The 13,324-nt window shown below is 38.8% G+C and carries 11 protein-coding genes and 1 tRNA gene; 2 read left to right on the top strand and 10 right to left on the bottom strand.

Features of this window, described 5'->3' with window-relative positions; translation table 11 throughout:
* Positions 1 to 44: 44 nt before the first annotated feature.
* Together secG and tpiA are read right to left on the bottom strand one after the other, a co-directional pair.
* Positions 45 to 389 carry a preprotein translocase subunit SecG gene (gene secG, locus IPF37_03390; GenBank protein ID QQR48584.1) on the bottom strand — a complete coding sequence of 115 codons (345 nt, stop codon included), beginning with the start codon at positions 387 to 389 and terminating at the stop codon, positions 45 to 47.
* Positions 390 to 438: 49 nt separating this feature from the next.
* Positions 439 to 1,257, bottom strand: coding sequence for a triose-phosphate isomerase (gene tpiA / locus IPF37_03385; protein ID QQR48583.1), 819 nt, complete (start codon positions 1,255 to 1,257; stop codon positions 439 to 441).
* 428 nt (positions 1,258 to 1,685) lie between these two features.
* Between tpiA and IPF37_03380 the strand changes: the two genes are divergently transcribed.
* Complete coding sequence (locus IPF37_03380; protein QQR48582.1) at positions 1,686 to 2,864, top strand: hypothetical protein; 1,179 nt, start codon at positions 1,686 to 1,688, stop codon at positions 2,862 to 2,864.
* A 19-nt stretch (positions 2,865 to 2,883) separates the two neighbouring features.
* A complete protein-coding gene (locus IPF37_03375) occupies positions 2,884 to 3,921 on the top strand; it encodes a rod shape-determining protein (protein QQR48581.1) in 1,038 nt (345 codons plus the stop codon).
* Positions 3,922 to 3,924: 3 nt separating this feature from the next.
* Here the strand turns inward: IPF37_03375 and IPF37_03370 are convergent, their stop codons facing one another.
* The 8 genes from IPF37_03370 to rpoC all read right to left on the bottom strand — a co-directional run bounded on the left by IPF37_03370 (position 3,925) and on the right by rpoC (position 13,324).
* Positions 3,925 to 4,188 carry a hypothetical protein gene (locus tag IPF37_03370; protein ID QQR48580.1) on the bottom strand — a complete coding sequence of 88 codons (264 nt, stop codon included), beginning with the start codon at positions 4,186 to 4,188 and terminating at the stop codon, positions 3,925 to 3,927.
* A 5-nt stretch (positions 4,189 to 4,193) separates the two neighbouring features.
* On the bottom strand, positions 4,194 to 5,066 hold the full coding sequence (locus tag IPF37_03365; protein ID QQR48579.1) for a hypothetical protein: 873 nt from the start codon (positions 5,064 to 5,066) through the stop codon (positions 4,194 to 4,196).
* A gap of 94 nt (positions 5,067 to 5,160) precedes the next feature.
* Positions 5,161 to 5,562: a hypothetical protein gene (locus IPF37_03360; protein QQR48578.1), complete on the bottom strand. Its 402-nt coding sequence runs from the start codon at positions 5,560 to 5,562 to the stop codon at positions 5,161 to 5,163.
* 115 nt (positions 5,563 to 5,677) lie between these two features.
* Positions 5,678 to 6,553 (bottom strand): ribonuclease PH, encoded by an 876-nt coding sequence (rph, locus tag IPF37_03355; GenBank protein QQR48577.1) that lies wholly within the window; start codon positions 6,551 to 6,553, stop codon positions 5,678 to 5,680.
* A gap of 27 nt (positions 6,554 to 6,580) precedes the next feature.
* Entirely contained in the window at positions 6,581 to 8,671 is a 2,091-nt protein-coding gene (pnp, locus tag IPF37_03350) for a polyribonucleotide nucleotidyltransferase (GenBank protein QQR48576.1), read from the bottom strand.
* A gap of 65 nt (positions 8,672 to 8,736) precedes the next feature.
* On the bottom strand, positions 8,737 to 9,003 hold the full coding sequence (gene rpsO, locus IPF37_03345; GenBank protein ID QQR48575.1) for a 30S ribosomal protein S15: 267 nt from the start codon (positions 9,001 to 9,003) through the stop codon (positions 8,737 to 8,739).
* A 122-nt stretch (positions 9,004 to 9,125) separates the two neighbouring features.
* Positions 9,126 to 9,201 (bottom strand) — tRNA-Val (locus tag IPF37_03340).
* Between the two features lie 10 nt (positions 9,202 to 9,211).
* Positions 9,212 to 13,324 carry a DNA-directed RNA polymerase subunit beta' gene (gene rpoC / locus IPF37_03335; GenBank protein ID QQR49846.1) on the bottom strand — a complete coding sequence of 1,371 codons (4,113 nt, stop codon included), beginning with the start codon at positions 13,322 to 13,324 and terminating at the stop codon, positions 9,212 to 9,214.

Raw genomic sequence — 13,324 nt, 5'->3', positions numbered from 1 at the left:
TGTGTTACTTTGCTGTTAATATTTTTGCGCGTAACCAGAGCTTTTTAAACAGTATCTTTACGGTCAGTTGCTAAATCCATATCAAGAGATTTAGTTTCTTGTGCTACTTCTCTGGAAGCAAGCTTTTTGCTTACAAAGCCTTTTAAGCCTGATTCTCTGGTGGTTTTTGCTTTGAGTACCGTGAGGCCAAGAGAGCCAAACAAAAATATAGCGCCAAGAATCCAGGTGGCTTTTTCAAAAAAGTTTTGTCCGCCTGAACCGCCAAAAAGCATTTGAGTGCTGCCACCAAGGCTACCCATACCCATATCGCCTTTGCCTTGTTGAATCAAAATTAAAATGGCAAGAAGAAGTGATGAGAAAATAAATAAGGTCATTAAAAGAGTAAACATGGTTCCTCGCAACGTGCCCCTGGCCGTGTATAATGCCGGGTGCTTTCATTTAAACTAAACAGTTCTCGTGTCTCTGATGAGTACAGTATACTATTTTTTCAAACTCTTGAAAATCCAAACTTGCGCCTCCAATTAAAAACCCGTCTAAATATTCTATTTCTTTCAATAAAGCAGCATTGTTTGCTTTAACGCTGCCTCCGTACAAAAACTTCCAATTAATTATTGGGGCTACATTTTTTGTTTGGTTGGCCAGCCAAGCAAAAACGGTATTCAAATGTTCAGGTTGCGCAACAATCCCGGTTCCGATAGCCCAAATGGGTTCATATGCGATACAAATAGGCAGATCGCGTAAGGCGTATTTACTTGCCTTGATCAAAGAGAATATTTCTTTAAGTTGATTTTCTAGAACAGTAAGAGCTTGATGTGTTTTATATTCTGTTTCATTTTCGCCAACACAGATGATGGGTGCAATTCCCTGGTCGAGCAAGTGTTGAAATTTTAGAGCAATTTGCTCATTTGTCTCAGCATTAAATTGGCGGCGTTCGCTGTGGCCAATTATGCAATATGAACAGCCTAACGCCTTAAGACTTTTTGCGGAAATTTGACCGGTAAAAGCGCCTTGATTATGTTCGGAACAGTCTTGGCCGCCCAGTTGAACTGGTGTTGTTCTAAAAATATTGCTGAGTGTATGAAGCGATAAAAAAGAAGGACATAAAATAATTTCATGATACGGATTGTTGGCAAGTTTGATGAAATTATCATAATTTTCTGAGCCGATACGAATTTCTTCATCGATTGATGCATACATCTTCCAGTTTGCAACAAAAATTTGGTGATTTTTGTTCGATGATTTTTTTATTGCATCCATCAGTAATTCTCTGGTAAGAAGTTACACTTTCCTTTTTGTTGAATTTAATCTACATCAATTTTAATATTTAGCATAGAACCAATTGCGATGATAATATAATTTACGATGGTAATATTATCGAGGATTATTTCTCGCTAAAAATTATAATATAATCGCCGATAGTTTCCTTGACTAAACTTGAATTTGAAGTAATCTCAAAACTTGCATTCAAGCGTGTTTTTGCAGTGCAATTTTGTATCATAACACCTTAACGTCGTGGTGGAAAAATGATGCCTCACAGAAAGCATTTTTTATTTTTAGTAGCTTTTTTTCTGACAATTATCGATAACCTTTGTGCAACTCATAATGGAAATCGTTATTTTCCCTTTTTCGAAAAACCTGAAGATTATGGATATCATGATAAACAGGTTTTAGATACTTCGTTTTTTATGACTTTTGCATCAACGGCATTTAGTCGCACACGAAGTACAGTAGGGATTCCTGAGTTGTGGGGGCAGTATGATTTAAATGCAATTATAACTTCCTACCAAGCTGCTGGTGATCCCGGTTTTGTTAATCCATTCATTGCTAAATACGGTCCTGGTTTTGACTTGGTAAGTGCTCCTTTCAAAGTTAGTCAGCGTATTAGATCGCGCGGGGTGACTTTTTCATACAAGTATCCTTACAAAATATCTGATGAGCATCATTTGTTATTTGGTTTTTGGATGCCTGTGATACATTTGGATACAACTTGTCGTTATCAATTTTTAAGTGAAAAATTTCAAGAACAGTCTTTGCCGCGTGCATTGACAGATAAAGAGCAAGCTGACCTCAATGTGACCATGGACAAAATTCGCCGACAAACGCATGACTTGATTGGTTTTAATCAAAATGCTTGGCAAAAGGGTGGCTTGGGAGATCTTGATCTTTTTGCTATGTACAATTTTTATACCGATCACAAATTGTTGATGCGAAGCATTAATGTTAATGGTCGTCTTGGACTTATTGTGCCGACAGGTGGTTTTGCCGATAACGATGTGCCAACGTCGATACCATTTATGGGCAATGGGCATTGGGGTCTTTACTTTGACTTCGTGCCAGAATTTGAACTTAAGCAAGATGTAAAAGTTGGTTTAATGGTTGGTTTTTTAGGACAATTTAGAAAGACGATGGTTAGACGCATTGCTGTTTATCAAGAACCAGATATTTTCAGTTCCTTGGTTGGCGATATTCAAGTAGATCCGGGATTTACGTTTAAAATTTCACCGTACTTAATTCTTGAAAATTTGACTGACGGTTTGAGTGTACAAGGTCGTTATACTTATTTGCGTTATGGACAGGATGAATTTCATGATGTGCGTAAAGATAAAATAGTGCCAAGTTATTTGAGTCGTACTCCTGCGGTTGATATTACACAGGAGGCAATTAATGCAAATATTGCCGACAAAGAAAATAAAACAAGGCGTCGATCTCATTATGTGACGCTACAATTTTTGTATGATGCTAAAAAAGCTTTGCAAAATTGGTCTTTGGATCCTACTATTTATGTTGCATACGATATTCCTGTAGGTGGTAGCGCGATCTGTAAAACACATCAGGTTTCATGTGGAGTAGAACTGCATTTTTAATTTGAGGTAAGGATACGTAATGAAATATTGGCCAGCTAGAAAGCTTTTTAGCTTTTTTTCAAATGATATGGCAATTGATCTTGGAACGGCAAATACGGTAATTTATGTTAAAGATCAAGGTATTGTTCTTGATCAGCCTTCAGTTGTTGCTATTAAATCTTCAACAAACGAAGTTCTTGCTGCTGGTAATAAAGCAAAATTAATGCTTGGCAAAACACCAGAAAGTATTATCGCGAGCAGGCCAATGCGTGATGGTGTTATCGCTAATTTTGAACTTACTGAGAGCATGTTGCGTTATTTCATTCGTGAAGTTCACAACAATCGTAAAACACTTGTGCGACCACGTATGATTATTGGTGTTCCGTCTGGTATTACCCAAGTTGAAAAGCGTGCCGTAGAAGACTCTGCTAAGCAAGCAGGAGCGCGTGAAGTATATACCATTATGGAACCAATGGCGGCCGCTATTGGCGCAGGCCTTCCTGTTGGCGAACCAACTGGCAATATGATTGTTGATATTGGTGGCGGGACGACAGAAGTTGCGATTATTTCTCTTAAAGATATTGTTTATTGCAAATCAGTGCGTGTTGGAGGCGATGAAATGGATCGTGCCATTGTTCAATACGTAAAACGAAAATATAACTTACTGATCGGTGAAAAAACGGCAGAAGATATTAAAATAAAAATTGGCACAGCTATATTGTCGGATGAATCTCAGCAAATGGAAATTAAGGGGCGCGATTTAATTACCGGTGTGCCAAAGACTTTGACACTGACTGATGCTGAAGTTTTTGAGTCATTGACTGAGCCTATTTCAGTGATTATTGATGCAGTGCGTTCAGCTCTTGAAAACACACCGCCAGAGCTTTCATCTGATTTAGTTGATCGTGGTATTATGATGTCTGGTGGTGGCTCATTACTAAAGAAACTTGATGTTCTTATCTCAAAAGAAACTGGCTTACCCGTGCGTGTTGCCGAAGATCCACTTCTGTGTGTGGTACTTGGTGCTGGTAAGGTTCTTGATGAGTTGAATTTCTTTAAAGATGCATTAATGAAATAATCGTTAAAAATCTAGCTTTTCAGGATTATGTTTATTAGTGATAATGCTGAGAGTGTCTATTTTTCTGTATAAAGTACTTCTGCTAATACCAAGCATTTTTGAAGCAAGTAAGTAATTGTTATTAGTTTCTTGTAAAACTTGTTCAATAACGTAGCGTTCTGTTTCGTTCATGATAAGCGGGTGAATATTGCCCGCTCCGTTTTTGCCGATGCCTACGATCATACGTTTAATTTCGCGTTTTAAAAGATCGTATAGTGATAGCGCCATAAATTCTACATCCCCTTTGGTTGAGTATACTTCAAAAAATAATTCAAATAAAATTGATCAAGTAAACAGAATGTTGATCCTGTTTTTAATGCATAGTCGATAGTATACAATTGTTCGTGCAATTCGGATAGATCTTGAAGTTTAAAATTTTTCCAATATTTATTCATGAATGAATAAGGAAGGCGATAGCCAATTTTTTTTGCTTGAACGAAGTCGTTTTTTTGTAGAAATTTTTTTGTATGATACGCGCGCCATATCTGTTCTGACCAGTATGATAACCAAAATATATCGGGATATTCGGGGCCAACTTTGCTCCACGTACTAAAAAAGGCGGGGGCGTTGCCGGAAAAAAAATATTCTGAAAGCTGCATAAATGATGGCTGTGTATCAAGTGATGTTTCAAGATAGGTAAACAGTTGATCAAGTAAATGCACGCTTACCAAATCCAATATATTTAAAATATTGCAACAGGTATTGAGTGGCAATGTTGATGAGTGAGTAAATATTTTTTTAAGAAAAAGTATTTTTTTTTCAGGAATAGTTTTTTCATAAAAAGAAAGCAACGCTTGAAATTCAGTATAGTTAATTGTCGCAGGGATCGAGATAAGTGTGCATGGATAGTTCGAAACATTTGTTTCAAGATCAACAAAAAAACTAATACTGTTGGGCCCTTTGTACGAACAAAAAAAATTGATTAAGTTTTTTTTTGCCTTTTCAGGCAAAATAGCTGCTCCATCGCCGAACCAAAAAAAAGAATCAATTCCCAGCATATTTTGAGCGAGCATTGTTTGAATTTTTTTTTCATCCAACACGGTAGCCCATGTTTTTGTTATCTCAGAGGGTAAACAATTATTCTTTTCTAGATGAGGAAAAAGCATTTTGAAAAAAAAGTATGGATAGGCAGATCCTTGAAAGCAATAGTTTTTATTCTGTTGCCAGAATTGAGGAGTAAGTGCTCGGCTTAGAAACGTTTTAAAATCCATCTTTTTTCAGAAATCGCCTAAAGTAGCGTTCAATTTTTGGCGCTGCTTGGTTTATTAATTGTTTATATTCAAAAGTTGAGAAACTACTATTAAGAATAGGATTTCTTGCTTTAGATATCAAGGTCGAAAAACGAAATGTTTTTTGTTGAACGAGTTTGTGAGTAAAATCATACAGCGAACATACCAATTCTAATTGAACCGTTGTATGAAAAAGTAAGATATCTGGAGAGACAAATTTTCTTAATGATGACAGGTCTTTAACTTCGATATGCAAGGTATAGCCGTCCTGTGGCTTTGTAACAAGATGATAGCCAACGCGTGCGCAGTGGTCGGTTAGTGCGTTGTAAATAATACTTGAGACATCGCGAAAAACAAATTTACTGAGCGGCATTTGAATAAATAGTGGAACATGTGAATCGCGCGAAATTTGACGCCTAGGAAGGCATGCTGCAAAAAAGGTAATGACGCATATTGCCAAGAATTTTTTTAAAAATGCGCGTGAGCAACTAGCTCTTTTGTTGGAGAGCATTGATTCGGCCTGCAATGCTAAAAGGATTTATGCGAGTTGTTTGAGTAGGTTGAGGTGTAACCGATTTCTGTTCTAGTGCCGCTTGATGAATAAAGGGCAAGAAATCTTCTTGTTGTATCGTTAAAACTGGAACAACAGTTGCTGTTGTTATAAAAAGATCTTTAATACCTTTAATGGCGATATCTTTGATTTGTTCAAAAACGCTCCAATCAACGGGATCTTTTTCTGCGGTGCCTTGTAGCTCAATAAGCTTGCCAGATTGTGTTATAACGACATTAAAATCTGCTTCTGCTTGTGAATCTTCGGTATAATTTAAATCGATCATGGGAGTTTTTTGTACGATACCAACAGAAATGGCGGCGATAGACTCTTTAATCAAATTGTGACGAATGACGCCACGCTCGCGCCAGCGATTTGCGGCGACGTTAAGTGCAAGGCTTGCGGCGGTAATACAGGCCACGCGTGTGCCACCATCTGCTTGCAAGACGTCACAATCAATGTTAATCGTTTTGTCTGGAATCAGGTCAAGATCGACGACTGTGCGTAAACAACGGCCAATCAGGCGTGATATTTCCACATTCCGAGAGTTTCTTTTGCCAGCAATAATTTCACGTTGAATGCGTTGTTGTGTGGAGCATGGTAGCATTGCATATTCAGCATTGAGCCAACCAGTTTTTTGACCTTTTAAGAAGCGAGGGACACCATCTTGCAAAGTGACCGAAACAAGAATTTTTGTTTTTCCGAGTTCAAATAAAATGGAAGCATCTGCAAAACCAATAAGGTCGTAGTAAGTTTTAACGGATCTTACTTGATCGACGGCTCGTCCGTCAATACGACGCTTTGTTGGTTCCATGATGCTTCCATTTAAAAATTGAGATTTCTATTTTTCAAGTTCTGGTGCAATTAAACGAATGCGTCCAGTTTCTTTATCAAAATGAATAACTTTAACTTTAATAACGTCATTTATTTTGTACATGCGCTCAAGGTCGCGTTGTTTGTCGCGCGCTATTGATGAAATATGAACAAGGCCTTCTTTTCCAGGTACTAATTCAACAAAGATACCAAAATCGACAACACGACGCACGATGCCATCATATGAGCTTCCTGGTTCAATATCACCAACAATGGTTTTAATCCAGTTACCAGCTTCTTTTGCAGCAGCTTCATCTTTGGAGAAAATCTTAACCGTACCGTCATCTTCGATGTCGATTTGTGTTTTTGTCTTAGCAATAATTTCTTTAATAACTTTCCCACTGGGCCCAATAATTGCGCCAATTTTATCTTGCGGGACCTTAAAAGAAGAAATACGAGGAGCAAGGCTTGAAATTTCAGTGCGTGGTGCAGCTAACGTTTCAGACATTTTTTTCAAAATGTGCAGACGAGCGGTACGTGCTTGTTCAAGCGCTTTCATTAAAAGTTCACGTGGCAGACCAACTTTGTCTTTAATGTCAAGCTGGAAGGCCATGATACCTTTTTTAGTACCGGTTACCTTGAAATCCATCAACCCAAGTGCATCTTCAGTGCCAAGAATATCAGTCAAAACGTGATAGTTGCTTTGAGAATCTTTTACCAGTCCCATAGCGATACCGCCAACCATTTGACTAATTGGTACGCCAGCATCCATTAACGCCATGCTCGTTGCGCAAACAGTAGCCATTGACGAAGAGCCATTACATTCCAAAATATCAACAACAGAGCGGATTGTGTAAGGAAAGCTGTTTTCAGAAGGTAAAACGTTACGGAATGATGATTCTGCTAAAAAGCCATGACCAATTTCTCGTCTTCCTACACCGCGAATTGCGCGCACTTCACCAACGGAAAAAGGAGGGAAGTTGTAATGAAGCATGAATGAGCGTTCTTGTGTTGCCCCAAAAAGAGAATCAACTTTTTGTGCGTCTTGGGATGTGCCAAGTGTGATGCTTGATAACGCTTGCGTTTCGCCGCGCATAAATACTGATGAGCCGTGCACGCAAGGTAAAAGGCCAATTTCAATCGAAATAGGTCTTACTTCATCAAGTTTTCTACCATCCATGCGAACTTGTTTTTTTGCCAGAACATCAGAAAGAAGAACTTTAATGCGATTTTCAAATAGATGGCTAACAATCTCTTCAGTTAGTAAACCTGCTTCAAAATCTGCTACAAAGTTTTGAATGACTTTATCTCTCAGCGCTTCCATAGCAATGCTGCGCTCTTTTTTTGTTTCACCAAAAACACTAGTCATATCGTTTTCAGCTACAAAAGCATCAACGCGTTTTTGTAAAGCATCCCAATCATACTCACTTGAAAGTTCAAGTTTTTGCTTGCCAACGGCTTTTTGAATTTCAAGTTGCCAGTCGACTTGGGCTTTAATTTTCTCATGAGCCAAGAATAAAATATCAATCAACTCAGTTTCAGATAAATCATTACAGTTGCCCTCAACCATGGAAATACCATTTTTGGTGCCTGCGACAATAATGTTTGTGTCTGATTTCTCTATTTCTTCATGACTGAGATTAAACTTCCATTCGCCATTAATACGCCCAATTTGTACCCCACCGATAGGCCCCATGAATGGGATTTCAGAAATGGTTAAGGCAATAGATGAGCCGATTAATGAAAGAATACTTGCGGGAAAAGCACCATCTGAGGAATAAACTGTCGAAAGAAGCTGTACTTCGTCAAAATAATAAGTTGGAAAAAGAGGACGAATAGGACGATCGATAATGCGGGAAATAAGAACCTCATGATCAGATAGTCGACCTTCTCGCTTTAAGTAGCCACCAGGAATTTTGCCGGCAGCAGAGAGTCTCTCGCGGTATTCAACAGTCAACGGAAAAAAACCCGCAAAGCTTTTTCCTGCAGGAGCTGCAACAACCGTAGACAGTACGATATTGTTGCCCACCTTAACCCAAGCGGCACCATGAGCTTGTCGGGCAAATTTACCAATTTCAACTTCAATACCCAACTCTGGCAGATTGAATTTCATGTGCATTATAATCGTACCTCTCAGTAAAAAGAAAAGACTTCACCATAAAATAGGATGAAGACAAGAATGATCTAAACTACTTCTTTCATAGATTGGGAAATAGTGCTGTAACTTTTGAAATCAGTTTTTTCCAAATACTTAAGGAATGCTTTACGACGACCAAGCATACACAGAAGTCCTCTGCGAGAATGATTGTCTTTAGGGAATTTTTGTAAATGCTCAGAAAGCTGATTAATTCTCTTTGAGAGAAGTGCTATTTGTACTTGTGATGAGCCGGTATCGTTTGCTGATTTGGCAAATTGAGTAATGATGGCACTTTTTTCATCTTTATTTAACATTCAAGAACCTCAAACTAAAAACTATTTTTTGATTACAAATAGTCAATTTAACTTCTAAAAATACACAAATCTATAATATCGTTTATTTCTATTTTAATCAAGAACAACTTCTCTCGTTTAAATGGTAGGCACGAGCGGAATCGAACCGCTGACCTCTGCTACGTCAAAGCAATGCTCTACCAACTGAGCTACGTGCCTACAAACCTATTTAATCAAGAGAAATTTTATCAAGACCAATTTCAAGTCTTTCTTCATCTCGAGCTTGTCGTTCGAGATGAGAAATTTCCTCTCCAATGTGCTGGAGCTTAAAAGAGGCAACCCCTGTTCCAGCTGGTATTAGTTTACCAATAACTATATTTTCTTTCAATCCATAAAGATAATCAACTTGGCCAGCCAATGACGCTTCAGTCAAAACATGTGTTGTGTTTTGGAATGATGCGGCAGATAAGAAGCTTTCAGTACCCAAGGAGGCTTTGGTTATACCCATCAAAATTGGTTTTGTTGTTGCAATTTTTTTACCCGCCTGAGCAATAAGCCTATTAACTGCTTGCAAATGATTCTTATCAACACGATCACCGACAACAAAATTAGTGTCGCCAGCATCTATGATACGAACTTTACGTAACATTTGCTTAACAATCAGTTCAATATGTTTATCGTTTATCTCAATACCTTGTAAGGTATAAATTTCCTGAACTTCTTTTACCAGGTACTTTTGTACATCATCTGGTCCCAAAATTCTCAAAATATCATGAACGTTGAGAACGCCAGAACACAATGGATCACCAGCTTTGATTGCTTCATTGTCTTCGACAAGAAGTTGCTTATTTCTTGGAATGCTGTACTCGAAAATTTCGCCTTCTTCGGTAGTAACGGTAACACGTCGCTGGCCTCTATGCAAGCCGCCAAAGCGAACAATACCATCTACTTCACTGATAATGGCGGTATCTTTTGGAATACGCGCTTCAAACAATTCTGCAATGCGTGGCAAACCGCCGGTAATATCTTTCGTTCTTGTTTCTTCACGAGGCAATTTAGCAAGAGCGTCACCAGGAACCACCATCGCATTTGGTTCTACAATCAAGATAGCGCCGGTTGGGAGATAATAACGAGCTTCTTCGCCGCCTTCTTTGTCAAATACGACAACGCACGGTTGACGTTTTTCATCGCGCCGCTCAAGAATAATCTTGAGTGACATACCGGTTGTTTCGTCAAATCGTTCTTGATAAGTAACGTTTTCAATTAAGTCAATGAATTGAACCGAACCATTCTTTTCTGACATAATAACTTTGTGTGGTTCCCATTCGGCAATTTTCTCGCCAGACTTAATCATTGCATTGTCATCAACAAAAATGATAGAACCGTATTCGAGTTTATATTCTTCTAACTCGCGTCCATCTTCTTGAATGATAACAACCTTTGATTTACGATTCATGACCGTCCATAGTCCATGACGATTTTTTATCGCGTGAACATCTCGATATGAAACTCTGCCATCAAAACGTGCTTTGTAATGGTTTTGTTCAATCAATCCGCTTGCGGTACCACCGATATGGAACGTTCTCATGGTAAGCTGCGTACCTGGTTCACCAATTGATTGTGCGGCAATAATACCGACGGATGCACCAATTTCAACCAACTTTTGAGTTGAAAGATCCATGCCATAACATTTTGCACAAACGCCACGTTTGGCTTGACAGGTTAATGCTGAGCGAACGTTTATTTTGTTTACTGCCGAGTCATTGATTTCTTCAACAATACTTTCGGTGAGCAATGAATCTTGTGTAGCAATCAATTTTCCCGTGAATGGATCTTTAATATCTTCTGCTGCAATACGGCCATATGCTCGTTTGCCGATAGATTCAATAATTTCACCAGATTCGGCTATGTCGGCCAAACCAATATAACCAAGTGTTTGACAATCAGTTTGTGTAACAACCATATCTTGTGCAACGTCAACAAGTCGACGTGTTAAGTAACCAGAGTCAGCTGTTTTCAGTGCCGTATCTGCCAAACCTTTACGCGCTCCGTGTGTTGATACGAAGTATTCAAACACGCTCAAGCCTTCTTTAAAGTTTGCCAAAACAGGCGTTTCCATAATTTCACCAGATGGTCGAGCCATAAGACCCCGCATACCAGCCAACTGTTGAATTTGTTGCTTAGAACCACGAGCCCCTGAGTCTAGCATCAGAAATACGGAGTTAAATGGCTTGTTGTTTTTGTCTACGTTTGTAGCAGCTGCTCGATCTTCTTTTTCAAGAACCGTTAACATTTTGTTAGCGACATCTTCCGTAGCACGAGCCCAAATTTGAATGATCTTGTTCAATCGTTCACCGTTGGTAATAACGCCATCGACGTACAATTGCTCAGCTTTTTCAACTTGTTTTTTACTCTCATTCAAGATGCCTTGTTTTTCATCAGGAATTATCAAATTCTCGATAGACAACGAAACGCCCCCAAAGGTTGCATATGAGAAACCAAGCTTCTTAATTTTGTCCAATGTTTTTACCGTTGATGGGCTGCCAAAATATTTATGTAAAGATGCAACCAAAACGCCAAGATCTTTTTTCTTAACGGCTTTATTTACCCAGTTGAAATCAGAACCTTCAGGAAGCGCTTCATAAACAATAACGCGACCAACGGTGGTTTCAACAAGAACATTATTTTTTAGGCGCACTTTAATTGGTGCATGAATACTTATTTGTTCATGCTGATAAGCATAAATGACTTCATGAATACTTGAAAATACCAAACCTTCACCAGGTACATTTTTGCGACCCTTAGTCATATAATACAAGCCAAGAACCATATCTTTAGTTGGTGTAGAAAGAGGACGACCATTTGCGGGCGAGAGCAAGTTGTTAACAGAAAGCATCAAGTTGACTGTTTCTGTGCGAGCTCTCTTGCTCAATGGTACGTGTACTGCCATTTGGTCACCGTCAAAGTCTGCGTTAAATGCTGCGCAAACAAGCGGATGAATTTTAATGGATTTACCTTCTACCAAAATTGGATAAAAAGCTTGAATACCTAAGCGATGCAGTGTTGGAGCACGGTTTAATATCACAGCTCGGTCTTTTACAACTTCTTCTAAAGCTTCCCAGACCTCAGCAGTCATCTCTTCAACCATACGCTTTGCAACACGCAAATTGGTTGCAAGTTCTCGTTTTTGTAATTCTACATAAACATATGGTTTAAAGAGTTCAAGTGCCATCAATTTAGGCAAGCCGCATTGATGCATTTCAAGTTCTGGTTCTACCACAATGACAGAACGACCTGAGTAGTCAACACGTTTACCCAAGAGGTTTTGACGGAATCGACCTTGTTTACCGCGAAGCATTTCACTTAACGATTTAAGAGGACGACGATTTGAGCCGCGAACTGGTTGACCTCGACGACCATTATCGATCAAGGCATCAACCGATTCTTGAAGCATACGTTTTTCGTTTTTGATAATAACGTCTGGTGCTTCAAGTTCGATAAGACGCTTAAGACGAATGTTTCTGTTCAAAACACGTCGATAAAGATCGTTCAAATCTGAACTCGCAAAACGACCACCCTCAAGAGGTACCAATGGACGCAAGTCTGATGGAATGACTGGCAAGACTTCAAAGCAAACCCATTCTGGACGAATAGTTGCTTGAAGCATACTGTAAAGTACTTTATAACGTTTTGCAAGTCTGTGCTTTACGGCAATAGAGGTTGTTTTTTTGTATTCTTCTTCAATTTTGCGAACTTCAAAATTTAAATCAATACCTGTGAGTAATGTTCTAATTGCTTCCGCGCCCATCCCTGCATCAAACGTAATGTCGTCAACATGTGTGCTGGCATACTCTTCATATTCTTGACTGTTGAGTAAAGTTTTTTGAGGGTATGGTGAATTACCTTGATTGATAACAATATAACTATCAAAGTAAATAACGCGTTCAAGATCGCGAACGGTCATACCCATAATTAAACTTAAATAACTAGGTATACCTTTTAAGAACCAGATATGACAAACTGGTGAAACAAGATTAATATGTCCCATCCGTTCACGACGTACGCGTGATTGAATAACTTCAACACCACACTTTTCGCAGGTAACCCCACGATGTTTCATACGTTTGTATTTGCCGCAATTACATTCCCAGTCTTTTACTGGACCGAAAATACGTGCGCAAAATAGACCATCACGCTCAGGTTTAAGTGTGCGATAGTTAATGGTTTCAATTTTCTTAACTTCACCATACGAAAGAGAGCGAATCTTTTCTGGTGAAGCAATGCCTATTCTGATCGCATTAAACTGTGTTGTATTGATGTATTCACGAAATCGTTCAAGCAT

It is taken from the genome of bacterium (assembly GCA_016699045.1).
In the GTDB taxonomy this organism is placed as follows: domain Bacteria; phylum Babelota; class Babeliae; order Babelales; family RVW-14; genus AaIE-18.
This window is presented reverse-complemented; position numbering and strand designations above follow the sequence as displayed.